Source organism: Mesorhizobium sp. Primo-A, from assembly GCF_003997175.1.
In the GTDB taxonomy this organism is placed as follows: domain Bacteria; phylum Pseudomonadota; class Alphaproteobacteria; order Rhizobiales; family Rhizobiaceae; genus Mesorhizobium; species Mesorhizobium ciceri.
Map to the genome: position 1 here is coordinate 80,205 of NZ_RZTG01000004.1, position 22,928 is coordinate 103,132.

Genomic DNA, 22,928 nt, shown 5'->3' on the forward strand with positions numbered 1-22,928 from the left:
CTGATTCTGCTCGAGGTCGCAACATCAGGCCGATTTCGGCTTGGCGAAAATATCGATGCCGCTGCCGGTTTCGAGGAAGGATTTCAGGCTGGACAGCACCGCCGGCCAACCTTGGCTGACGCCTTTCGCCATGCCGCTGCCGGCCTCGAGCTCGTCATGGCTGACGGTCAGCCGCACCATGGTGTCGTATTCCTCGATGGCGAACGTCACCCGGCTGGTTTTCGACGGATCGTCGGCCTGCGAAGCGTTCGCCCAGGTGATGACGAGGCGGGTCGGCGGCGAAATCTCGACGACCTTGCCGACGAGTTCGACGGTCCGTTCGTCATTGGCGCGGATGTGTTCCCATTTCGAGCCCGGCGTCCATTCGGAGACGTTCTCGTGGCCCCAGTAGCGCTTTGCGATCTCGGGCTTGATTATCGCCTCGAACACCTTCTGCGGCGTCGAGCGGATATAGGTCACGTAGACAAAGCTCGTGGTCTCTCTGGTGGTCATTGGTCTTCTCCTTCGAGTTCCTGCTTCAGGTCGTGCAGCAGGCTGAGCCGCTGCCGTTCGAATTTCCGTACCCAGCGCTCGTAGACTTCGTGCAGCGGCACGGGATTGATGAAATGTAGTTTTTCGCGGCCGCGCTTGACCGTGCTCACCAGGTTGGCCGCCTCCAGCAGGTCGAGGTGCTGGGTGGCGGATTGCCTGGCCATGTCCAGATGATCGCAAAGCTGACCGAGCGTCTGCCCGTTCTGCTCGCACAGAAGGTCAAGCAGCCTTCTGCGTGTCGGGTCGCCCAGCGCTTTGAAAACCTTGTCGGCGTCCATCTGCCTCACTCTGTTGTAAGGCATAATATGCAGGTAAATACCTGCATGTCAACCGGCAATCCGACCGGCGTTGAATGACCGCTCGTCGGCACGGCTCCGCACCTGGCAACTGCGCCAGGCAGATCACCGTGAAATCGCGGAGCAAAGATATGTAAAATGAGCCTGCGGGGCTTCAAACGCCGCCAGGCTCTATCCGATTTTGAGCACGTCTCCGGCTAAAACCGGAACTATGCTTGCAGGGGACCTCAGGCGCCCTCGACCAGGACAATTTCGCCGTCGGCGACCTTCTGGCGAATGGCGGCGGCGCGCTGGTATTCCGGCGAATGGTAGCAATCGTGTGCGGCAGCCAGCGATTCGAACTCGATAATGACATTGCGTGCGCGGCCGGGGCCTTCGGCCTTTTCGTACTCGCCGCCGCGCGCCAGGAACTTCGCCCCGAAGCGCTCGAAGGCAGGTTTGGCGGCGGCGACATAGTCCTTGTAGCCTTCCGCGTCGCGCACATCGACACGAGCGATCCAATATCCTTTGGGCATTTTCTTGGTCTCCGAACTTGTTCCTGGAAATCTCAGGCCGAGCGCATCTCGTCGAGGATGGCTTCGGCCGCTTCCCGTTTGTTGGCCGCAGCAATGATCGGACGGCCGACGACGAGGTGGCTGGCGCCGTTGCGAATCGCCTGGCCCGGCGTCACCACACGCTTCTGGTCGCCATGGTCGCTGCCCGCCGGCCGGATGCCGGGCGTCACCACCGCCATGTCGGGTCCCACGATCCGGCGCACCGCCTCGGCCTCCGCGGCCGAGCAGACGATGCCGCCCATGCCGGCATGCAGCGCCTGTTCCGAGCGCCTAAGCACCAGCGTATGCGGATCGTACTCATAGCCGACGTCGATCATGTCCTGCTCGTCCATCGAGGTCAGAACGCTGACGGCAAGCAGGCAAAGGTCGCTGCCTCTGGCCGCCTCTACGGCGGCCTGCATAGCCTTGGGATAGGCGTGAATGGTCAGCATGGTCACGCCCATCTTGACGATGTTCTCGACACCCTTGGCCACCGTGTGGTCGATGTCGAGCAGCTTCATGTCTAGGAAGACGTTGGTGCCGCCGCTGGCCAGCTCCCTGGCGAAGTCGAGCCCGCCGGCGAAGGCAAGCTGGTAGCCGATCTTGTAGAAGGAGACGATGCCGTCGAGTTCGCGCACTGCCTGCTCGGCTTGCTTCACTGTCGGCACGTCGAGGCCGACGATGAGCCGGTCGCGCATGCTATTGGCGATCATGCCTCGATCCGGGTGGACAGCAGGCGCGAGGTCTCGATCAGCGTGCGGCATAGGTGCTCCATCGATTTGTGCAGTCTTTCGTCACGGAAATTTCCATCCTCGTCGAAGGCGTCACCGCCGTCGGGCACCGAGCATTCCGGCGTCACCACCTCCATCTGGCAACGCACCAGCACCGCGCGCAGATGGTTGATGCAGCGGATACCGGCAAAGTGCCCGTTGGAGGACGAGCAAAGGCCAACGACCTTGCCGGCCAGCGGCCTGACTGGCCGGCCACCATCCCTGCGCACCCGGCTCACCCAGTCGATCGTGTTCTTGAGCAGCGGCGGAATGGAGCCGTTATATTCGGGCGTGGCGATCAGCAGCCCGTCATGGGCCATGATGAGACGGCCGAGTTTCTGGGCGTTTTCGGGAACGCCTTTTTCCTTTTCCAGGTCTTCGTCCATGATCGGCAGGGGGTATTCGGCGAGCGAGATGCGGGTCACCTCGGCACCTTGCATGGCGAGTTCCTTTTGCGCCACGTCGGCGGCCCTGCCGCTATAGGCGCCGCTGCGCACCGAGCCGGCGAAGACGAGGATTTTCGGGATCACTGCCATTGGCCACCCTTGTTCCCGGACAGGTACAGCCAAGGACGGCTCAAATCAACGGCTGGATAGGATAGGGGAATAGGGCAGTAGGGAATATGGGAGTAGAAAATAGCCTGGAAATGGAACCCTTCATCCCTACTCCCTTACTCCCCTATTGCCTTATTCCCTTCTCACTAGTGCGCTTCGCGGCGATAGATCCACAGCTGCGTCGGCGGAATGTTGCGGAGGATGAAATCGAAATGTTTGACCGTATAATTGCCGCGGCCGGGTGGGATCGGCGACATCGGGCCATAGGTCAACTGCACGATCGGCCGTCCGGCCGGGATGCGGTCGAGCAGGCTCTCGATATAGGCGATGCGCTGGGCGACCGGAAAGTTGAGCAGCGGCACGCCCGAAACGACGGAATCGAAGATCATCCCGCTCTTGTCGCCAAGCGTGGCGTTGAGGTTGAAGGCGTCGCCCTCGATGACGTTGACGCCGGGATAGAGCCGCCGCAGGTGACGAACGAAATCCGTGGAATATTCGACAGCGTAGAGGTTTTCGGGGCGTACGCCCTGGGCGAGGATGGCGCGGGTGATGACGCCGGTACCGGGACCGACCTCGAGCACTGGCAGGCCGGATTTAGGATTGACGATCGAGGCCATCTTGCGCGCGGTGATCGAACTGGTCGGCACGATCGAGCCAACCGTCTTCGGCTTGTCGATCCAGCCCTTGAAGAATTTGAGTTCGTCGTCGAACTTTTCGACAAGCGCCTTCCGCAGTCCAGGGCCACGTGTCATGCAAGCTCTCCTCAGCGCTCCCCGCAAAGTTACTTAGCACCTGAGCGGTGCTAGGCAAGGCGCGGCCGGACGCATGTCGTGGATAAGATAATTTTCGTCGCGTCTCAAGGGGTGACGCGATTCAAGGATTTACGCGTGGCAAATCGGCTTACGCGGGCCAAAGTGCATCAACGCTCGCCGAAAGACTCGAAGAAATCCTTCATACGGGCGAAAAAGCCGCTCGATTGAGGCGAATTGTCCTGCGAGGAGAGCTGTTCGAACTCCTCCAGAAGTTCGCGCTGGCGCCGGGTCAGGTTCTGCGGCGTCTCGACCGCGGTCTGGATGTAGAGGTCGCCGACATTGGGCTGGCGCAGCACAGGCATGCCCTTGCCCTTGAGGCGGAACTGGCGCCCGTTCTGTGTGCCTTCGGTCACCTTGACCTTGGTCTGCGTGCCGTCCAGCGTCGTCACCTCGAAGGAGCCGCCAAGGGCTGCCGTCGTCATCGAGATCGGCACCTTGCAATAGAGATCGGCGCCGTCGCGCTGGAAGAACTCGTGCGGTTTGACCGCCAGGAAAATATAGAGGTCGCCCGAGGGCCCGCCGCGCAGGCCGGCTTCGCCCTCATTGGCAAGGCGGATGCGGGTGCCGTCCTCGATGCCGGCCGGGATGTTGACCGACAGCGAACGCTCCTCGGTGACGCGGCCCTGGCCGGCGCATTTCGGGCACGGATCCTTGATCGTCTGGCCGCGCCCCTGGCATTGCGGGCAGGTCCGCTCGATCGAGAAGAAACCTTGCGTGGCGCGCACCTTGCCGTGGCCGTTGCACATCGAGCAGGTGACGGGCTGGGTGCCGGGCTTGGCGCCGCTGCCCGAACATTCAGAGCACGAGATCGACGCCGGCACCCGGATCTGTGCGGTCTTGCCGGCAAAAGCCTCTTCCAGGGTGATTTCCATGTTGTAGCGCAGGTCGGCGCCGCGCTCGCGGCCGCCCGACGAGCGGCGCTGGCGCCCGCCCATCATGTCGCCGAAAATGTCCTCGAAAATGTCGGCGAAGCCGCCGGCGCCAAAGCCCTGGGCCCCGCCATTCATGCCGCCCTGTTCGAAGGCGGCGTGGCCGAAGCGGTCATAGGCCGCGCGCTTCTGCGGGTCTTTCAGCGTCTCGTAGGCTTCGTTGATTTCCTTGAACTTGTGCTCGCAGGAATGGTCGCCGGGGTTGCGATCGGGATGGAACTGCATGGCGAGCTTGCGGAAAGCGCTCTTGAGCTCCTTCTCATCGGCGCCTTTTTGCACGCCCAGCGTCTCGTAGAAATCAGCTTTCATTTTTTCCCGCTGTCCGGATGCTCAACGTCTTGAAGCATTGTTGCGTCTCTTGCCGGCACTGACGCTTCGATTTAGGTGCGATGGAAGGGGGATGCCAGTGTCGACGCGGCTTTGCCTGCATTTTTTCAGCAAGGCCCGCTGTTTTTCTGCAAGGGGTTGCAAAAAAGCCCGGCCTTCGCCGGGCTTTTCGCTTTATCTTGCCGTCAAACGGTTCAGGCCGACTTCTTCTTGTCGTCGTCCTCGTCGATTTCCTCGAAATCGGCGTCGACAACGTCACTGTCCTTGGCGGCGTCCGCCTTGGCGTCGGCTTCCGCCGCTTCCTTCTGCGAAGCCTCGTACATGGCCTGGCCAAGCTTCATAGAAGCCTCGGCCAGCGCCTGGCTCTTGGCTTCGATGTCGGCCGCGTCGTCGCCTTCGGTCGCGGTCTTCAGCGCCGCGATCGCGTCGGAGATCGCCGTGCGCTCGCCTTCCGAAACCTTGTCGCCATATTCCTTCAGCGACTTCTCCGAGGAATGCAGCAGCGCTTCGGCCTGGTTGCGGGCCTCGACCAGCGCACGCCGCTTCTTGTCGGTCTCGGCATTGGCCTCGGCGTCCTTGACCATCTTCTCGATGTCGGCGTCCGAAAGACCACCCGATGCCTGGATGCGGATCTGGTGCTCCTTGCCGGTGCCCTTGTCCTTGGCCGAAACGTTGACGATGCCGTTGGCGTCGATGTCGAAGGTGACCTCGATCTGCGGTACGCCGCGCGGCGCCGGCGGAATGCCGACCAGGTCGAACTGGCCGAGCGCCTTGTTGTCGGCGGCCATTTCGCGCTCACCCTGGAAGACCCGGATGGTCACTGCCGACTGTGAGTCCTCGGCCGTCGAGAACACCTGGCTCTTCTTGGTCGGGATCGTCGTGTTGCGTTCGATCAGGCGGGTGAACACGCCACCCAGCGTCTCGATGCCGAGCGACAGCGGCGTCACGTCGAGCAACAGCACGTCCTTGACGTCGCCCTGCAGCACGCCGGCCTGGATGGCGGCGCCGAGAGCGACGACCTCATCCGGATTGACGCCCTTGTGCGGCTCCTTGCCGAAGAACTGCTTCACGATTTCCTGGATCTTGGGCATGCGGGTCATGCCGCCGACCAGAACGACTTCGTCGATCTCGCCCGCCTTCAGGCCGGCATCCTTCAACGCCGCCTTGCAAGGGGCAATCGTGCGCTGGACGAGGTCGTCGACCAGCTGCTCGAACTTGGCGCGCGTCAGCTTCAGCGTCAGGTGCTTCGGCCCGGTCGCGTCGGCGGTGATGAAGGGCAGGTTGATTTCGGTCTGGGTGGTCGACGACAGCTCGATCTTGGCCTTTTCAGCCGCCTCCTTGAGGCGCTGCAGGGCAAGCTTATCGTTCTTCAGGTCGATGCCCTGTTCCTTCTTGAACTCGGCCGCCAGGTATTCGACCAGGCGCATGTCGAAATCCTCGCCGCCGAGGAAGGTGTCGCCATTGGTCGACTTGACCTCGAACACGCCATCGCCGATTTCGAGCACCGAAATGTCGAACGTGCCGCCGCCAAGGTCATAGACGGCAATGGTCTTGCCTTCCTTCTTGTCGAGGCCATAGGCAAGCGCTGCCGCGGTCGGCTCGTTGATGATGCGCAGCACTTCAAGGCCGGCGATCTTGCCGGCATCCTTGGTCGCCTGGCGCTGGGCGTCGTTGAAATAGGCCGGAACGGTGATGACCGCCTTCTCGACCTTTTCGCCGAGATAGGCTTCCGCCGTCTCCTTCATCTTCTGCAGGATCATGGCCGAAATCTGCGAGGGCGACTGCTTCCTGCCGCCGGCTTCGACCCAGGCATCGCCATTGTCGCCCTTGACGATCTTGTAGGGGACAAGCTTCTTGTCCTTCTCCGTCACCGGATCGTCATAGCGGCGGCCGATCAGGCGCTTGACCGCGAAGATGGTGTTTTCAGGATTGGTGACCGCCTGGCGCTTGGCCGGCTGGCCGACCAGACGTTCGTCGTCGCCCGAGATGGCGACGATGGAAGGCGTCGTGCGCGCGCCTTCCGCATTCTCGATTACCTTGGGCTCCTTGCCATCCATGATGGCGATGCAGGAGTTGGTGGTGCCGAGATCGATACCGATTACTTTTGCCATTTCTCTAGTCTCTCCGCTAAGCAGGCTCTCAGGACCCGTACAGGCGTTCCGACGAAAGCCCCTGTTCACAAGAAATCCCGTTCCGGCAACCGGCATTCCGGCGCCGAACGGCTTGGCGCGTATATAAGAACAGGCGGCATCGCGCGCAAGCATTCTGCGCAGGCCTTCCATGAACCTTTCCATCTCCGCCCGCGACTGATCTCTAGGTGCCGCATGGTGCGGCCCGGAAAGGAAGCCCCCATGACCAATAACCCAGAGGCTCTGCGGTCTCCGGGAACAACAGGAGCTCGGCGCGACCACCGCCTTCGGGACGGGGTCGATGCGCTGGGCTTTCCGCTGATTCCGTTGACCCTGCGTAAGACCAGGCGTATCGTCGTCTTGAGGAAAGCAGACAATTCGATCAGGGAAGAACGAGCCGGACCGCCGCGCCTTGCCCTGATTTGCGCGGCCAGCCCCGACGTTCTCCCGTCGACTACGGGGGGTAGTGTCATGTCTCGCATCCGCGGCTCGTTCGTGTCGTCTCTTGATGGCGGCTTGCGCCGTGCTGTGCATCCAGGCGGGTTGCTGGCGCTGGCACTCGGCCTGTGGCTGGGCGCCGCGCAGGCGCAGGAAACCCGGATCATCTATCCCGGCTCGATGGCGGTGACCGGATTCTCCGGCACCATCATTCCCAATTTCGACCCCCCTGATTCCGAAAAAGAGGGCCTGCCGCCCGGCGTCGATCCGGTCGACGAAACCTTCATCGACCCCACGCGCGCCACCTTGCGCGTGTTCGACGTTTCGCATCTGGGCGGCCCAGCCTCCGGCCAGCTGGTCAACACGCCGCCGCCCTTCGAGGTGACGGCGGAGCAGATCGGCCAGGTGTTCGGCGTCACCTATGATGACGGCGTGCGCGACGGCGTTCCATCGGGCATTCCCAATCTCTATGCCGGCGCCACCTCGCTGCACGGCATCCGTATCGTCACCCCGGATGCCGACGATGACGGCCGCCCCGAGAGGCAGCGCCGCGGCGCTGCCGGCGCCACCTTCATGGATGGCCAGTTCGGCACCGAAAACGGTGGCGGGCCGGGCACCGTCTGGAAGATCGACGGCATCACCGGCCAGGTCTCCAAATTCGCCGACATCGACACCAACAGCGGTCCCGGCATCGGCAATCTCACTTTCGACGCCACTCACCGCGAGTTCTTTGCGTCCGATCTCGACACCGGCCTGATCCATCGCATCGACGCCGAAGGCAGACTGATCGACAGCTTCGATCACGGCGTTGCCGGCCGGCCCACGCATGGGCTCGCTCCCGTCGCCGACGATGGTTCGGTGATGGACATACAAGGTGCCGCCTTCGATAGCGAAGACCCCGACAGCTGGGGCTACACGCAGGACGAGCGCCGCGTCTGGGGTGTCTCCTACCATGGCGGCCGGCTCTACTATTCGGTCGGCGAAAAGTCGGAAATCTGGTCGGTGGGCATCGCCCGCGACGGCAGTTTTGCCGGTGACCCGCGCTGGGAACTGACGGTCAGGGCCGACAAGGACTACGCCGTCACCGACATCGCCTTCGACAACAGCGGCTTCATGTACCTGGCCCAGCGCGGTCCGGTCGAAAACCGTTACGATTACGGCCAGTTCGCCGATTCCGGTAAAGGCGAGGTCATCCGCTACTTCCGGGAGAACCCGGACGATCCGGAAACGGAATCGGTCTGGGTCGAAGTGCCGCAGGAATATGCGGTCGGCTTCCCCCAAGGCAACCGGCAGTCGGCCGGCGGTCTTGATCTGCAATATGGCTATGATGCCGACGGCAATCTCGACAGCTCCGTCTGCACGCAGACGCTGGTCAACACGGGCGACAAGCTGCGCGACAATCCTTCACTCGCCGAACAGCTCGCAGCCGGCGGGCCGCTGGCCGTACACGGTGTGCAGATCACGCCGAAAGAGCTGGTCAAGCCGGCCAATGTGCCGCCCTTCGGCTCATGGTTCGTCGACTTCGACGGTTATTTCGAAGACCCGGAGGTCGAGGGCCATGTCGGCGATGTTGCCGTCTGGCACCCTTGCGAGGGCCGCGCCGGCTATTACGAGGAAATCCCGGGCGGCTACCTGCCCCCCTTCTACCCGCCGGATTTCCCACCACCCGGCAACCTGCCTCCATGTCTCGACGTCGACGACGTCCAGTATTACTGCACGCCTTCCGGCCTCGAGGCCGATCTCTATCTCCATGACCATGCCGGCTTCGGCGGCGATTCGATCAAGGTCCAGTCCAGGACGCCAGGCGTCGGGGTGACATCATCCCAGTCGCATGCGCCCGGCAAGCCCTACACGATCGACATCACCGGCCACTATCCGGGCGACACAGTCGATGTCGGGCTCTGCTTCTACAGGAAGTCCGACAAGGACAAGGGTGGCTATTACCCTTGCTGCAAGATGACTTTGCCGCTCAGAACCCCAGCCGCCAGCTGCGAACGTTGAGGAGGGGAAGATGAAAAATCTCGCACTCTCCCCGCTCGCAACGAACGCCCAAACAACCGTCATGGAGACGATCATGAAACCCCTGTCATACGCCAGGCGCGGCGCGCGCTGGCTGATGGCGGCCGGTATCGCGGTCGCCACGTTCACCCCGGTGCAAGGCTTTGCAGAAGACGCTGCCTCGATCACCCCGGAGCTGAAGCTCGATCTCGACAGTTCGCGCGTCGTCACTCCGAGGCCTGACCAGGTGGTGCCTTTCTTCACCAAGACAGGCGTTCAAAGAGGCTGCGATTACGTCGTCTACTCGCTGAGCTTCGGCTTGCGCGGCGATCCGCAGGGCCTTGCCGACCCGAGCCTCGAGGCCAGGCTGAAGAAGGTCAGGATCGACTTCAAGGACCAGCTTCCGCACGGCCTTGCGATCATCAACGTCAACGTGTCCGGCGACGGCACGGATTCGTCCGGCGGACCACTGCCGGGTGCAACGATCAGCACTTCGGCAAATCCGAACGATACTGCCACGGTTTCCGATTTCCGCATCTCCACGTCCGATGTCGACGGCGTCGGCGCTGCCAACGAGCGTGTGATCAACTTCGCGATCACGGCCAAGATCGATCGTGCGGCATTTCCCGCGCCGACGATCGTCGACAACCAGGGCATGATCAAGGTGACGGCCGGACCGGGCACCGGGACCATCATCCCATCGCAGGATCCGAGCAAGCCCGACGACGGTGACTTCAAGACCGGCGTGAAGACCTCGATCAAGATCGACGTCACCAAGTGCAATCCGCCACCGCCACCTCCCGGCAAGGAATGCTTCAAGGTGGAACGCGGTACGGTCGACTGCGTGCCCGGCGGCGGCGCCTTCATCTATCACATGCCGGTCGGCCCGGAGATGGGCGGCAAGTGGGTGCAGGTGTCGACGAGCACGCCCGGCATCAACATCATCCCCGATACCCAATTGGTGCCGGCGGGCGGCGGTGTGCTCAACTGGAAGATCGTCGGTGCCTCGCCCGGCGACGTCATCCACCTCATCGTCACCGGCATCGAAACCTATGCCGGTCCGAAGGAAGGCTGGGGCCTGTGCTGCACGCAGACGATCGACATCGTCATCCCGCGTGACCAGAGGTGCCCGCCCAGGGACAAGGAGCCGGACCTCAAGGTCGAGAAACGCGCCGACGTGACGCGTTGCACGATGGGCGGCGGCTGCGACTTCACCATCAGGGTCACCAATGTCGGCACCGGAGCCTACCACGGCAAGATCGTGCTCGACGAGGTGACGCTGCCGGCCGGCTCGACGCTCGATTCAGGGCCAAATCCACCTTGGGTCTGCGTACCCGGAACCACCCCGATGACCTGCACCTATCCGGTGACCACGCTCAATCCGGGGGCCTCCGTCGACCTCAAGCTCGGCTTCAAGCCGGCCGGAGGCTGGCAAGGCGGTGCTTTACGCAACTGCGCCACCTACAATTATGGCGCCAGCGGCAAGCCGCTGTTCGGCAGCCAGTCGAACGATCGCGGCTGTGCCTCGATCCCGATCTGCCGGCGCGGCGACCGTGACCGCGACTGCCGGCCGCCGGTGGAGAAGAAGGTCGACCTGATCCTGAAGAAGCGTGCCCGCGTCCCGGTCTGCTCGGCCGACGGCATCTGCACCTTCGTGATCGACATCATCAACAACGGCAGCGCCACCTACAATGGACCGCTGACGGTCATCGACAATTATCCCGGCGGCGCGCCGTCGTCCTCGACCTTCGGCCCGAACCCGCCCTGGACATGCGGACCGAACGGCCCCGGCCAGTTCCGTTGCGACAATGCCGGCATCTCGCTGCCTGCGGGCGCCTCGACGCCGATCTTCGTGAAGGCGGTCATGCCGGCCGGCTACCAGTCGGACACTGTCGAGAATTGCGCTGAGGTGAAGCCCATCCCCGGGGAAAACGACCTCACCAACAACAAGGCCTGCGCCAAGGAACGCTTCCGTCATCCCAATGGCGGCAAGCCGACCCTGCGCATCACCAAGGTGTGCAACGGCTCGCTCGCCGGTGCCGCGGTCGTCTCTTGCCGCATCACCGTCACCAGCCTTGGCACCGCTGCCCCCACCGGTCCGGTGCGGGTCAACGATGCCGCCACGCTGGTGGCCGGCGGCGCGCCCGTCCAGATCCAGACCGTCACCCCCGACGGCGCGGAATGGGCGTGCGGACCGGTTCCGGCCAATGCGCTGTCGTGCCAGATTCCCGGTGCCGTCATGACACCTGGAACCAGCCGCCACTTCGACGTGACGGTCTCGGCGAATGGCGCGTTCGAAAACTGCGCGCGCGGCTCCTATGGGCCTGCGCCGGGCGACGACGTCGTCTATCCCTTTGGCCAGGCCTGCGCCAAGGGCGGCGGTTCTTCGACCATCCGTGTCGAAAAGACCGGCGACCGCGAATGCAGGCTCGGCCAACCCTGCTCGTTCGAGATCACCATCATCAATGACGGAGCGACCGCCTTCTCCGGGCCGGTCCGCATCGGCGATGCGATCGGCGTGGAGGGGCTCGGCAGGCTGGAAGGCGTTGAGATCACCTCGATCGATCCGCCCTTCGGCTGCTCGCCGGAACCGGCAACCTTGCCTGCGTCCTGCATTGCCAACCTGACGCTCGGCGCCGGCGAAAGCCGGGTACACCATGTCACCGTGGTCATTCCCGACGACGGCCGCCTGGCCAATCTGCAGGGCAATGTCAGCGGCCAGAATTGCGTCGGCGTGCTGTCTCCCGACACACGGGTGCAGGGCGGTGGCGACGTGCTTGGCGGCGATCAGACCAATGTGCAGGGCGATCGCGGCAAGGCCTATGCCTGCCATCCCTTCACCATTAGCCAGGAGACGAGGAAGGAATGCTCGCAAGGCTTCGTCATGAACGATGCCGGCCGCTGCGTTTGCCCCGAAGGCACCACCTACCGCAACGGCCAGTGCTCGCCGGGCGGTGGTATCGTGCCGAAGCCGGAACAGCCGAAACGCTGTGTGCTGCTCGAGGGCCAGATCCGCACCGAGGACGGACGCTGCGTCTGCCCACGCGGAACCGGGCTCGAGAACGGCAGGTGCGTCAGGACCGACAAGCCCGAGCAGTGCACTATCCGTGGCCAGGTCCACAATGCGGATGGCGATTGTGTTTGCCCCAGGGGAACCGAGATCAGGGGCAATGCCTGCCGCCCGATCCAGCCAAAGCCGGAGCAGTGCACGATCCGTGGCCAGGTCCACGATGCCGATGGAGACTGTGTCTGCCCGCGAGGGACCGAGGTGCGCAATGGCGCCTGCCGTCCGATCCGGCCGAAGCCTGAGCAGTGCATCATCCGTGGCCAGGTCCACGACGCGGACGGAGACTGCGTCTGCCCGCAAGGCAACGAGGTCAGAAACGGCGCCTGCCGCCCGATCCGGCCAAGGCCTGACCAGTGCACCATCCGTGGCCAGGTCCACGACGCCGACGGCAATTGTGTCTGCCCGAGGGGTACCGAGGTGCGGGGCAATGCCTGCCGGCGCAAGCAGCCGACGCAGGAGCAGTGCGACGTACGCGGCCAGGTCCACAACAAGCGCGGCGAATGTGTCTGCCCGCGCGGCACCGAGGTGATCAACGGCGCATGCCGCAGGCAGGAGGTGGAATGCGCACCGGGCTCGCAGATGATCGATGGCCAGTGCCAGCCGATCATCAGGAGGCGCTGCCCGGAAGGCACGATCGGGCGCTACCCGAACTGCCGGGCGGTCCGCGGACAACCGTCGCTGGAGCTGAACCCCGGCCTGCTGCTGCAGCAGGTGCTGCAGGCGCAGGCCGCAGGTCGAACAGCGGCAGGACCAGGTTCCAGACAGAATCCTGAAGCTCCAGCAGCAATAACCACCTGCTCGACACGAGACCAGAAACCCCGCCGGAGCAATCCGGCGGGTTTTTCTTCGCGGCTGTGGGGACAAGCGGGAATTGGCCGCAGCATGATCGCGGATAACGGCACGCGTCCCAGCCTGCGCATCGACCGCGCCTGCACCCTCGACAAGTCGGCTGCGGCGCATTAGGCAGTCGATAGGGTGGCCAACGAGAAGGACACTCGGAAAGGCCGCATCCATGAGCAGAAAGACCCTGATTGCACCATCGGTGCTGGCATCGGATTTTTCCAAACTCGGCGATGAGGTCGAAGCGGTAGCGGCAGCCGGCGCCGACTGGATACATCTCGATGTTATGGACGGGCATTTCGTGCCCAACATCACCTTTGGCCCGCCAGTGATCAAGGCGATCCGCAACCGCACCAAGGCCTTCTTCGACTGCCATCTGATGATTGCCCCGGCCGACCCCTATCTGGCCGCTTTCGCCGAGGCCGGCTGCGACGGTTTGACCGTCCATGCCGAGGCCGGCCCGCATCTTGACCGCTCGCTGCAGACCATCAGGAATCTTGGCAAGAAGGCCGGTGTGTCGCTCAATCCGGCGACGCCGGAAAGCGTGGTCGAATACGTGCTCGACCGGCTCGACCTGATCCTGATCATGACCGTCAATCCGGGCTTCGGCGGCCAGGCCTTCATCCCAGCGATCGTCGACAAGGTGAAGCGGGTCAAGGCCCTCATCGGAGGCCGGCCAATCCGAATCGAGATCGACGGCGGTGTTTCAGCCGAAACCGCGCCGCTGGTCACCGCTGCCGGCGCCGACGTGCTGGTGGCGGGCGCCGCCATCTTCAAAGGCGGCAGCGTCGAGGCTTATCGGCAGAACATCCAGGCGATCAGGACGGCAGCCGATAAGGCAGCCGATTGACCAGCAGTGTTCCCGCGTCAGCCCTGCATGCCGGCTAAGGTTCTGGTGCCGGGCGGGTTTGTGAAGCTTTTGGGGCAACGGCATCGGATGTGAGCGATTGCCTGATTCGGTTTTCAGCTCCGTCGTCTATGCCCAAAGCAGACAGTTGATCTCGCACGAATACAAAAGAACAAAAAGAACAGGTTCTCCTGCGTGCATACAAAACATGTTAAGTGCCCGCAGGTTGTGAAAAAGCGCGGAATTACAGCATTGAACTCCGAAATGCCGCATATTCCTTTGTGCTAAAGTACAATAACGTGATCTTCTGCTTGAGCAGGCGAATCTTCGCCCTGTATGGTACAAGTACGAGAAGGCGAATGCTTTCGGATCGCCCGGGACAAGTCCTGGGGACAAGGAGTCGCTTTGACATACGGAGCTGCCAATCTGAACGACGACGCTGCCGGACCGAAGAGCACGCTTGCCACTACGGTCTATCAGCAATTGCGGGACGATCTTCTCGGCGGTGTCCTTGAAGCCGAGAGCAAGCTGCGGGTCGAGTGGGTGGTCTCCAAATATGGAGCCGGCGCCTCGCCTGTCCGCGAAGCCCTCAATCGCCTCGCCTCGGAAGGGCTTCTCGGCCGGCACGACCAGCGCGGCTTCTTCATCATGCCGGTCAGCGCCTCGGAACTCGAGGAGCTGACGCGCACCCGCTGCTGGCTCGAGGAGCGAGCGCTTCGCGAATCCATCACCCACCGCACCGCCGAATGGGAAGAACAGCTCGTGCTGGCGCTGCATCGCCTGGGACGCGCGTCACGTCTGGCACCGCAGAATCTCTTCTCGCTCAATCCCGATTGGGAGAGGCTGCATCGCATCTTCCACAGGGTGCTGATTTCGGCCTGCCGGTCGCAATGGCTGGTGGGCTTTTGCGACCAGCTCTCCGATCACGCCTATCGCTACCGGCAAATGGCCAATGATGGCGAAGGCGTCCAGCGCGACGATTTCGGCGAGCATCGTCTGATCGCCGAATGTGCCCTCGACGGCAATGCCGACGGTGCCGTCGAGGCCCTGCTCAACCACTACCGGTTGACTGCGGCCATGTGCATGAAGCGCTTCGAGCAGGACGAGGAAACGAAAGAAATCGCCGGCAAACGCGCTCGGCGATAGCAGTCGTTTCCTGGCGGGTCTCTTGTGCTCGTTTCTTGCACGCAACCTGCGTCGGCGCGGCCGGCGTGAACCGCTGTCGGCGGGCTTGACGGCGCGGCCAAGAACCGCGAACTCTCGCCGCCGAGGCATGCCGCGACAGGCGCATGCTCAGCGCCGCAGCACCCCAGGGAAGTCTTCATGAGCAATCATCTGTTCGATGCGTTCCGGTCCCGGATGCCGGCGCCAGCGCGCTTGCTGATGGAAACCGATGATGGCCGCTCGATCACCTATGGCGATATGCTGGCCCGCTCGGCGCAGCTTGCGCATGCGCTCCTGCAACTGGATGTCGAGCCCGGTGACCGCGTTGCCGTGCAGGTCGAGAAGAGCCCGGAAGCGGTCATGCTCTATCTCGCCTGCCTGCGCGCCGGCGCCGTCTTCCTGCCGCTCAACACCGCCTACACGCTGGCTGAGCTGGAGTATTTCTTCGGCGACGCGGAACCACGCCTGGTCGTCTGCGATCCGGCAAGAGCGGCCGACATCGGCGCGCTGGCGGAAAAGACGGGCGCCGTCACCGTCACGCTCGGCCGCGATGGCCGGGGATCGCTGACCGAGCAGGCCTCGCGGCTGCCGACGGATTTTCATGACGTGGCGCGCGGGCCGGATGACCTCGCGGCAATCCTCTACACGTCGGGAACCACCGGTCGTTCGAAAGGCGCCATGCTCAGCCACGAGAACCTTGCTTCGAACGCGCGCGTGCTGGTCGAGCACTGGCGTTTCACCGGAGACGACGTGCTGATCCACGCATTGCCGATCTTCCACACGCACGGCCTGTTCGTCGCCACCAACGTCGTCCTGATGGCCGGCGCCTCGATGCTGTTCGAGCAGAAGTTCGATCCGGCCCGCATCGTCTCGCTGCTGCCGCGTGCCACGGCCTTGATGGGGGTGCCGACCTTCTACGTGCGCCTGCTGCAGGATGAGGGGCTGGACCATGAGGCGGCGAAAAACATCCGTGTGTTCATTTCCGGGTCGGCTCCGCTGCTGGCCGAGACGCACAAGGCCTGGCGCGAGCGCACCGGCCACGCGATCCTCGAACGCTACGGCATGACCGAGACCAACATGAACACCTCGAACCCCTATGAGGGCGAGCGGCGCGCCGGGACCGTCGGTTTGCCCTTGCCCGGCGTCACGCTTCGCATCGCCGATCCAGACAGTGGCGCAGCGCTTGCGCAGGGCGAGGTCGGCATGATCGAGGTGAAGGGCCCAAACGTCTTCGGCGGCTATTGGCGCATGCCGGAGAAGACCAAGGCGGAATTCCGCGCCGGCGGTTTTTTCATCACCGGCGATCTCGGCACGATCGACGCCGACGGTTACGTCCACATCGTCGGCCGCGGCAAGGACCTGATCATATCGGGCGGCTACAATATCTATCCGAAGGAACTCGAAAGCGAGATCGATGCGCTCGACGGGGTTAGCGAAAGCGCCGTCATCGGCGTTGCCCATCCGGATTTCGGCGAAGGCGTCACCGCCATCGTCGTGCGGGCGCCGTCTTCGCGGATCACCGGCGCCGAAATTCTCGGTGCCATCGCCGGACGGGTGGCGAAATACAAGCATCCGAAGCGGGTGATCTTCGTCGATGAACTGCCGCGCAACACCATGGGCAAGGTACAGAAGAACCTGCTGCGCGACACCTACAAGGACATATACGCATCATAGTTGCGCGGTGCCCGGGGCAGCGGCGCCTTACTCCTTGCGCGCCCTTTCGACCCGACTGCCGGAGCCCCACAAGGCGCGCTTCAGCAGGTTGCGCTTGCGCGGCACGAGGTTGATGTCGCTGACAAGCTTGGCGCCGCCCTCCCGCCGTTCGAGGGTGATCTTGCGGCTGTGGAAGGCTTCCAGCTCGGCACGGTGCGCCACGCTGATGATGGTGACATCGGGCAATTCGCGGATCACCGTCGCCATCATGGCGTCCTGGCTCTTCTCGTCGAGCGCCGAGGTTGCTTCATCCAGCACGACGATATCGGGGCGGTGCAGCAGCAGGCGCGCGAAAGCGAGACGCTGCTTTTCGCCGCCCGACAGCGTCTGGTCCCATGGCGCTTCTTCCTTGATCCTTTCGGCAAGATAGGCCAAGCCGACCTTGTCCAGGGCGGCCTTGATCTGTTTGATCGTCCACTTGTCCGCGGCCGCGGGATAGGCGACCGCGCGGCGAAGCGTGCCCGAGGGGATGTAGGGGCGTTGCGGCAGCATGAACAGTCGCCTGTCGGCATGAAAATTGACGCTGCCGCCGCCCCATGGCCACAGGCCGGCAACGGCCCGCACCAGCGTCGACTTGCCCGAGCCGGATTCGCCAGCCACCAGCACACGCTCGCCCGGTTCGATCGCAACCTCGGTTTCCTTGACCACGGAGGTGCCGTCGTCGAGCGTGACGGAGAGATCGTCGAGGCTGAGCATCGCACCGTCTTCGGTTTCGCCGTGCTGGATGCGTCCGAGCGCGTCGCTCTGCTCCGCACGCTCGAGCCCGTCGAGCGACATCATCAGCGAGGCGATGCGTCGCGCCGAGGCGTTCCAGTCGGCAAGACGCGGGTAGTTGTCGACCAGCCATCCGAACGCGCCCTGCACGATGGCGAAGGCGGAGGCAGCCTGCATCACCTGTCCGAGCGACATCGAGCCTTCGAGGAATTTCGGCGCGCAAAGCAGGACCGGCACGACCGGCGCAAACAGGCTCGACCCCTGCGACACCAGCGCCGTGCGCATGTGCTGGCCCGTCAGCAGCGCCCATTGCCTGAGCACATGACCGAAATTCCTGTCGATGCCGCTGCGCTCCTCCTCCTCGCCGCCGAGCAATGCGATGCTCTCGCCGTTTTCGCGTACCCGCGTCAGCGTGTAGCGGAATTCGGCTTCCGCCTGGTTCTTCTGCTCGGAGAGGCGGACGAAATGCCGGCCGATGACCACCATCGACGTGGAGGTGATGGCGGCATAGATGACTGCGGTGATGACGAGGAAGCCGGGAATGGTCAGGTTTTCGCCACCGATCGGCAAAGTGAGCGCGCCGCCGATCGTCCACAGCACCACGATGAAGGTCGAGGCCGACAGGAACGCATTGAGGACGCCGGAGATGAAATCGACCGGTGACTCGGTGGCGATCCGCAGATCCTCCGTGAGGCGGGCTTCGGGGTTCGAGTGGTCGCCGGCGACGAGATTCAACTGGTAGTAGCGGCCATTGGCAAGCCAGCGTGCGATGACGGCGGTGGTCAGCCAGGAACGCCAGCGGCGCTGGATCGTCATGCGCAGATAGACCTGCGCGACCACAAGGCCCGCGCTTCCAGCGACGAGCGGCAGGAATATGGCGCTAAGCACATAAACGGTGTGGACGTTGCGTTGCTCGATGGCGTCGAAGAAGGAGCGGTTCCAGACGTTGATCCCGTATTGAAAGCCGACATTGACGCAGATCAGGATCAACAGCCCGATCGTGAGCGGCCAGGCAAGCCCATCGCCCCGCCTGGCCCAGTAGCCGCGCCCGCTGATCCAGAAACGCCGCAGCAGGTATTTCCGGCGCGCCTGCTCGGCTTCTTCGGGCGTCAGTTGCGGATCCGGCTCGACAGCCTCCGGTGGCGGTCCCGGCTGGCCGTCGACCTCGGGGGCAGCTTCGGCAGTCGGCGGTTTTTTTTCGCGCAGATCCTCTTGGCGCGGCCTGTGGTCACGCGGCGCTTGCTGTCGCGGCTTCAAGGCACCGCGCGGTTTGATGCCGTCGGCCTGTTTCAATTTGGGTTTCGCCTCGGACATACGCTCCGACAACGACCTCAAAATCAAAAGGTTTCACGACGACAGCCGATATCAATGCGCAGTGCCGTAGCCGGCTCCAAAAACCTTTTCGCCGCCGATCCAGACGCCCTTCGGGTCGAGATCGTCCGACAGCGCGACAATATCCGCAGCCGTGCCGTTGGCGAATCGGCCAAGCCGGTGCGACTGGCCGATTGCTTGCGCCGGATAGAGCGAAGCCATGCGCAAGGCCTCGGAAAGCTCGACCCCGATGACGCGGTGGGTGAAACGAATGGCCGAGATCATGTCGAGATCGGCGCCCGCCAGCGTTCCGTCGCCGAGCCGCAGGCTGCCATGCCTGCGATAGACGGTACGGCCGTTGAGCGTGAACGACGTCATGTCGGTGCCGATTGTCGCCATGGCGTCGGTGACCAGAACGATCCTGGCCGGCCCCTGCTTGGCGCGCAGTGCGATCTTGATGGTGGCCGGATCGACATGGATGCCGTCGGCGATGAGACCGGCCGACAAGGCGCCGATGTCGATGGCGGCGCCCGCCAGGCCAGGCTCGCGATTGCCGATCTGGCTCATCGCATTGAACAGGTGGGTAACCATCGAGGCGCCCGCCGCGGCAAAGGCGCTGGCGGTGGCGTAGCCGGTGTCGGAATGGCCAAGGCTGACGATGACGCCGGCCTTAGTCAGCGCCGCGACGCGAGCCGGCTCGACGGATTCGGGCGCGATGGTGGTCAGCAGCACCGGCAGCTTTTGCCGCGCCGCGATCAGCATCGCCTGGTCGGCATCCGTCATCGGCCGGATCAGCGCCGGATCATGCGCGCCCTTGCGGGCGACCGACAAATGCGGGCCTTCGAGATGCAGCCCGAGAAAGCCAGGCACCTTCTGGCGCGCCGCCGCCTCGCCGGCGGCGACAGCGGCGGCCGTGATTGCAGGCGTGTCGGTGATCAGCGTCGGCAGCAGCGCCGTCGTGCCGAAGGGCGCGTGGGCGCGGCAGATGGTCTCGATGGAAGCGACATCGGGATGGTCGTTGAGCATGACGCCGCCGCCGCCATTGACCTGCAGGTCCACGAAGCCCGGCACCAGCAGGCCGTCACCGGCGTCGACGAGGGCGATGTCCGAGGGGACGGCGCCCGTGGGCAAAATGGCCTCGACGAGACCGTCGCGCACGACCAGCGCGTGGCCTTCATGCCAATCGTCGCCGTCGAAAATCCGGGCGCCAGTCAGGGCAAAGCGATTGCTCATACGGTCTCCGTCACCTTGCGAAGATTGCGCGGCGTGTCCGGGTCGAGACCGCGATGGCGGGCAAACGCCTCGACGAACATGTAGAAGGAGACGATCAGCGTCAGCGGATCGGTCAGTGGATGGCCTGTGGCGACATGCGGCAGGCGCACGGCGCGTTGGGCAAGTGCCGAGGTGACGAACACCGGCGCGCCCTTGGCCGCCAGGCTGTCGGCGGCCTCGGCAATCGACGGTTCGGACGCGTCGCGCGCGGCCAGCGCCAGCACCGGAAAATCAGGGCCGACCAGCGCCAGCGGGCCGTGCATGACCTCGGCGGCGCTGTAGGCTTCCGCATGCATGCCGCAGGTCTCCTTGAATTTCAGCGCAGCCTCATTGGCCATCGCCGCCGACGGTCCGCGGCCGAGGATGAACAACGACTTCTGCTTCTCGATCGTCTCAGAGATCACGCTCATCCAGTCGCAGGCGATCGCCTTGCCGAAATGCTCCGGCAGGCGGGCAAGCGCCGCCAGCAGCGCATCGTCGCCGGTGGCATGCGCCATCAGAGCGAGGCCGGCGACGGCCGAATTGATGAAGGTCTTGGTCGCCGCGACGCTGCGCTCGGGGCCGGCCAGGATGTCGATCGCATAGTCCGAGGCACGCGCCAGCGGCGAATCGGCGGTGTTGGTGATGGCGACGGTCAGCGCGCCTCCCGCCCGCGCGGTTTCGGCCATGGCGACGATGTCGGGGCTCTTGCCCGACTGCGAGATCGCCAGACAGGCCGAGCCGGCGAGCCTGAGCTTGCGGCCATAGATCGAGGCGATCGACGGCCCGACCGATGCGACGGCCAGGCCCGCGGTCAGCTCGACGGCGTATTTCATGAAGGTGGCGGCATGGTCGGACGAGCCGCGCGCCACGGTGACGACGAACTGCGGGTCGCGTTCACGGATGCCGCGCCCGGCTTCGGTCAGCACGGCGCCGGAGCCGTCGAGCAGGCGGGCGACGGCCTGCGGGACCTCCTCGATCTCGCGCCGCATATGGGTCATCTCTGTCGACATGGTCGGCTCTGTCGTGCTCATGGTCGGCCCTCTTCGCTCGGCCCTGTCAGCCGCAGTTCGGCGACGAAATCATAGGCGTCGCCCCGGTAGATAGAGCGGGTGAATTCGATCACCTTGCCGCTCGCCAGATAGGAAATGCGTTCGATGTGCAGGCCGGCAATGCCTGGCGGCACCTCGAGCAGGCGCGCGTCGCTGTCGCCGAGATTGGCGGCGGAAATGCGCTGCACCGCCCGCACCGGCCGATTGCCGGTCAATTCCAGCGCGGCATAGAGCGAGGAGCCTATGTCGGCCGGGTCGGGCAACACGCTGGCCGACAGCGAGGCCCGCTCGATCGCCAGCGGCGTGTCGTTGGCAATGCGCAGGCGCGCCACGCGCGCCACCAGTTCGTTCGACGACAGGCCGAGCACCATCATTTCGTCGGGCGAAGGTGCGTAAAGGCCGCGGTCGAGCCATGCCGAACGCACCACCATGCCGCGCCGCGCCATGTCCTCGGTAAACGAGGTCAGCCGCGACAGCGACTGTTCGACACGCTCCATGCGCGGCGCCACGAAGGTGCCGGAGCCGTGGCGCTGCACCAGGATGCCGCCCTTGACCAGGTCCTGCACCGCCTTGCGCACGGTGACCCGCGAAATATCGGCCTTGGTGGCGATGTCGCGCTCGGAGGGCAGCGCGTCGCCCGGCCCGATCAGGCCGCGGTTGACCGCGTCCTCGATGCTCTTGCGCAGCTGCAGATAAAGCGGCGCGCCGCTTTGCGCCTGATGTTTCAGCGTGGCGAAGATCTGGTCGGCGGCCTCGCTCATCGAGTTGCCTTCGCGTGTCCGGCGAAAAGGCGAACCGCCATCTGCACCGCGCCGCCCAGCGCGTCGTCGAGCGGCGGCTTCAGCAGCGCCCGGTAGCGGGCAGACAGGCGCGGCGCGTAGAGCGGCGCCAGCCCGCCGAGGAGGCACAGCGGCGCGTCGTCGGCGAGATCGAGCGCGCCGAGCGAGGCTTCGACATCGGCAACCACCCTGTCGAGGATCCAGTTGGCGACGCTGTCGCCCTTCTCGGCGTGTTCGAACACCTTGGGTGCGAAGCCGCCGAAATCGCCGGGCTTGGCATTGGTGGTGAATTCGACGACATCCTCCGGGTTGTTGCGGAAGACGGCCAGCATGCTCTGCGTCAGCGGCGAGCCCGCGCGGACGCCGTCATAGGCAAGCAGTGTCTGTTCGAGCAGGTCGCGGCCGATACGGGCGCCGCTGCCCTGGTCGCCAACCTGGAAGCCCCAGCCGCCGATGGCGCGCGATTTGCCTTGTCTGCGCGCCATATAGGCGGTGCCGGTGCCGAGGATCGCCATGGCGCCGTCACCGGCGCCGACAGCGCCTTCCAGCGCGATTTCGGCGTCGGTCTCGACGCGGCTGATGCTGAATGGCAGGATCGCCTCGAGCTGCTGCCGGTAGGTGCCGACATTGGCGCCGGCAAGGCCGAGAATTGCGGGCGTTCGCGGGATCAGTTCCGGATCCTGCCCGGCGACGAGGAACGCCTGCCTGGCGGCCTCGACGATGTTCGAGCGGGCGCCGGTCAGGTCGGTGCGGATGTTGGCGGCGCCGCTTTTGGCGCGGCCGATCACCGTGCCGTCCGCCGTTGCCAGGGCGGCCCTGCAGCTGGTGCCGCCGCCATCGATTCCGAGCACGAAATTCACGTTGATTTCTCCT

General features: G+C 64.3%; 17 protein-coding genes and 1 pseudogene. 5 read left to right on the forward strand and 13 right to left on the reverse strand.

Annotation, left to right across the window (positions count from 1 at the left end):
* Positions 1 to 24: 24 nt before the first annotated feature.
* The 8 genes from EOC83_RS08550 to dnaK form a co-directional block, all read right to left on the reverse strand.
* Entirely contained in the window at positions 25 to 492 is a 468-nt protein-coding gene (locus EOC83_RS08550; RefSeq protein ID WP_063169674.1) for an SRPBCC family protein, read from the reverse strand.
* Positions 489 to 809, reverse strand: coding sequence for a metalloregulator ArsR/SmtB family transcription factor (locus tag EOC83_RS08555; protein WP_013528592.1), 321 nt, complete (start codon positions 807 to 809; stop codon positions 489 to 491). Before EOC83_RS08555 ends, EOC83_RS08550 begins: the two co-directional genes overlap by 4 nt.
* A 245-nt stretch (positions 810 to 1,054) precedes the next feature.
* On the reverse strand, positions 1,055 to 1,342 hold the full coding sequence (locus EOC83_RS08560; protein ID WP_063169675.1) for a DUF1330 domain-containing protein: 288 nt from the start codon (positions 1,340 to 1,342) through the stop codon (positions 1,055 to 1,057).
* Between the two features lie 32 nt (positions 1,343 to 1,374).
* Entirely contained in the window at positions 1,375 to 2,073 is a 699-nt protein-coding gene (gene pyrF, locus EOC83_RS08565) for an orotidine-5'-phosphate decarboxylase (RefSeq protein ID WP_013528590.1), read from the reverse strand.
* Positions 2,070 to 2,666: an NADPH-dependent FMN reductase gene (locus EOC83_RS08570; RefSeq protein WP_063169676.1), complete on the reverse strand. Its 597-nt coding sequence runs from the start codon at positions 2,664 to 2,666 to the stop codon at positions 2,070 to 2,072. Before EOC83_RS08570 ends, pyrF begins: the two co-directional genes overlap by 4 nt.
* A 164-nt stretch (positions 2,667 to 2,830) precedes the next feature.
* The gene (gene pmtA / locus EOC83_RS08575) at positions 2,831 to 3,436 is read right to left on the reverse strand and encodes a phospholipid N-methyltransferase PmtA (RefSeq protein ID WP_013528588.1); all 606 of its coding nucleotides are present in this window, start codon (positions 3,434 to 3,436) and stop codon (positions 2,831 to 2,833) included.
* A gap of 167 nt (positions 3,437 to 3,603) precedes the next feature.
* A complete protein-coding gene (dnaJ, locus tag EOC83_RS08580; protein ID WP_013528587.1) occupies positions 3,604 to 4,734 on the reverse strand; it encodes a molecular chaperone DnaJ in 1,131 nt (376 codons plus the stop codon).
* A 212-nt stretch (positions 4,735 to 4,946) separates the two neighbouring features.
* A complete protein-coding gene (gene dnaK / locus EOC83_RS08585) occupies positions 4,947 to 6,863 on the reverse strand; it encodes a molecular chaperone DnaK (RefSeq protein WP_024502156.1) in 1,917 nt (638 codons plus the stop codon).
* A gap of 213 nt (positions 6,864 to 7,076) precedes the next feature.
* Between dnaK and EOC83_RS08590 the strand changes: the two genes are divergently transcribed.
* The 5 genes and pseudogenes from EOC83_RS08590 to EOC83_RS08610 all read left to right on the forward strand — a co-directional run bounded on the left by EOC83_RS08590 (position 7,077) and on the right by EOC83_RS08610 (position 16,909).
* Positions 7,077 to 9,320, forward strand: a complete 2,244-nt coding sequence (locus tag EOC83_RS08590) for a hypothetical protein (protein WP_063169677.1) — start codon at positions 7,077 to 7,079, stop codon at positions 9,318 to 9,320.
* A 10-nt stretch (positions 9,321 to 9,330) separates the two neighbouring features.
* A pseudogene (locus EOC83_RS08595) lies at positions 9,331 to 13,174 on the forward strand (hypothetical protein).
* A gap of 222 nt (positions 13,175 to 13,396) precedes the next feature.
* A complete protein-coding gene (rpe, locus tag EOC83_RS08600; protein ID WP_063169678.1) occupies positions 13,397 to 14,074 on the forward strand; it encodes a ribulose-phosphate 3-epimerase in 678 nt (225 codons plus the stop codon).
* Between the two features lie 402 nt (positions 14,075 to 14,476).
* Positions 14,477 to 15,217 carry a GntR family transcriptional regulator gene (locus tag EOC83_RS08605; protein ID WP_024502152.1) on the forward strand — a complete coding sequence of 247 codons (741 nt, stop codon included), beginning with the start codon at positions 14,477 to 14,479 and terminating at the stop codon, positions 15,215 to 15,217.
* A gap of 177 nt (positions 15,218 to 15,394) precedes the next feature.
* Positions 15,395 to 16,909: a malonyl-CoA synthase gene (locus EOC83_RS08610; RefSeq protein WP_063169679.1), complete on the forward strand. Its 1,515-nt coding sequence runs from the start codon at positions 15,395 to 15,397 to the stop codon at positions 16,907 to 16,909.
* Positions 16,910 to 16,936: 27 nt separating this feature from the next.
* Here the strand turns inward: EOC83_RS08610 and EOC83_RS08615 are convergent, their stop codons facing one another.
* Genes EOC83_RS08615 through EOC83_RS08635 form a run of 5 tightly spaced genes read right to left on the reverse strand, consistent with a single transcriptional unit; the run spans position 16,937 to position 22,915 of the window.
* Positions 16,937 to 18,976: an ABC transporter ATP-binding protein/permease gene (locus EOC83_RS08615; protein WP_063169680.1), complete on the reverse strand. Its 2,040-nt coding sequence runs from the start codon at positions 18,974 to 18,976 to the stop codon at positions 16,937 to 16,939.
* Positions 18,977 to 19,027: 51 nt separating this feature from the next.
* Positions 19,028 to 20,206 carry an N-acetylglucosamine-6-phosphate deacetylase gene (nagA, locus tag EOC83_RS08620; RefSeq protein ID WP_063169681.1) on the reverse strand — a complete coding sequence of 393 codons (1,179 nt, stop codon included), beginning with the start codon at positions 20,204 to 20,206 and terminating at the stop codon, positions 19,028 to 19,030.
* Positions 20,203 to 21,237, reverse strand: a complete 1,035-nt coding sequence (locus tag EOC83_RS08625) for an SIS domain-containing protein (protein ID WP_063170416.1) — start codon at positions 21,235 to 21,237, stop codon at positions 20,203 to 20,205. Before EOC83_RS08625 ends, nagA begins: the two co-directional genes overlap by 4 nt.
* A 17-nt stretch (positions 21,238 to 21,254) precedes the next feature.
* Positions 21,255 to 22,037, reverse strand: coding sequence for a GntR family transcriptional regulator (locus tag EOC83_RS08630; protein WP_063169682.1), 783 nt, complete (start codon positions 22,035 to 22,037; stop codon positions 21,255 to 21,257).
* Positions 22,034 to 22,915, reverse strand: coding sequence for an N-acetylglucosamine kinase (locus EOC83_RS08635; RefSeq protein ID WP_063169683.1), 882 nt, complete (start codon positions 22,913 to 22,915; stop codon positions 22,034 to 22,036). The genes EOC83_RS08630 and EOC83_RS08635 overlap by 4 nt, the downstream gene beginning before the upstream one ends.
* Between the last annotated feature and the right edge of the window lie 13 nt (positions 22,916 to 22,928).

Excerpts from the sequence above, each read along its gene's own strand:
- dnaK (WP_024502156.1), bottom strand. The coding sequence starts at position 6,863 with ATGGCAAAAGTAATCGGTATCGATCTCGGCACCACCAACTCCTGCATC.
- rpe (WP_063169678.1), top strand. The coding sequence starts at position 13,397 with ATGAGCAGAAAGACCCTGATTGCACCATCGGTGCTGGCATCGGATTTT.
- dnaJ (WP_013528587.1), bottom strand. The coding sequence starts at position 4,734 with ATGAAAGCTGATTTCTACGAGACGCTGGGCGTGCAAAAAGGCGCCGAT.
- EOC83_RS08630 (WP_063169682.1), bottom strand. The coding sequence starts at position 22,037 with ATGAGCGAGGCCGCCGACCAGATCTTCGCCACGCTGAAACATCAGGCG.
- EOC83_RS08615 (WP_063169680.1), bottom strand. The coding sequence starts at position 18,976 with ATGTCCGAGGCGAAACCCAAATTGAAACAGGCCGACGGCATCAAACCG.
- EOC83_RS08625 (WP_063170416.1), bottom strand. The coding sequence starts at position 21,237 with ATGTCGACAGAGATGACCCATATGCGGCGCGAGATCGAGGAGGTCCCG.
- EOC83_RS08550 (WP_063169674.1), bottom strand. The coding sequence starts at position 492 with ATGACCACCAGAGAGACCACGAGCTTTGTCTACGTGACCTATATCCGC.
- pmtA (WP_013528588.1), bottom strand. The coding sequence starts at position 3,436 with ATGACACGTGGCCCTGGACTGCGGAAGGCGCTTGTCGAAAAGTTCGAC.
- EOC83_RS08610 (WP_063169679.1), top strand. The coding sequence starts at position 15,395 with ATGAGCAATCATCTGTTCGATGCGTTCCGGTCCCGGATGCCGGCGCCA.
- EOC83_RS08560 (WP_063169675.1), bottom strand. The coding sequence starts at position 1,342 with ATGCCCAAAGGATATTGGATCGCTCGTGTCGATGTGCGCGACGCGGAA.
- EOC83_RS08590 (WP_063169677.1), top strand. The coding sequence starts at position 7,077 with ATGGTGCGGCCCGGAAAGGAAGCCCCCATGACCAATAACCCAGAGGCT.
- EOC83_RS08570 (WP_063169676.1), bottom strand. The coding sequence starts at position 2,666 with ATGGCAGTGATCCCGAAAATCCTCGTCTTCGCCGGCTCGGTGCGCAGC.
- EOC83_RS08555 (WP_013528592.1), bottom strand. The coding sequence starts at position 809 with ATGGACGCCGACAAGGTTTTCAAAGCGCTGGGCGACCCGACACGCAGA.
- nagA (WP_063169681.1), bottom strand. The coding sequence starts at position 20,206 with ATGAGCAATCGCTTTGCCCTGACTGGCGCCCGGATTTTCGACGGCGAC.
- pyrF (WP_013528590.1), bottom strand. The coding sequence starts at position 2,073 with ATGATCGCCAATAGCATGCGCGACCGGCTCATCGTCGGCCTCGACGTG.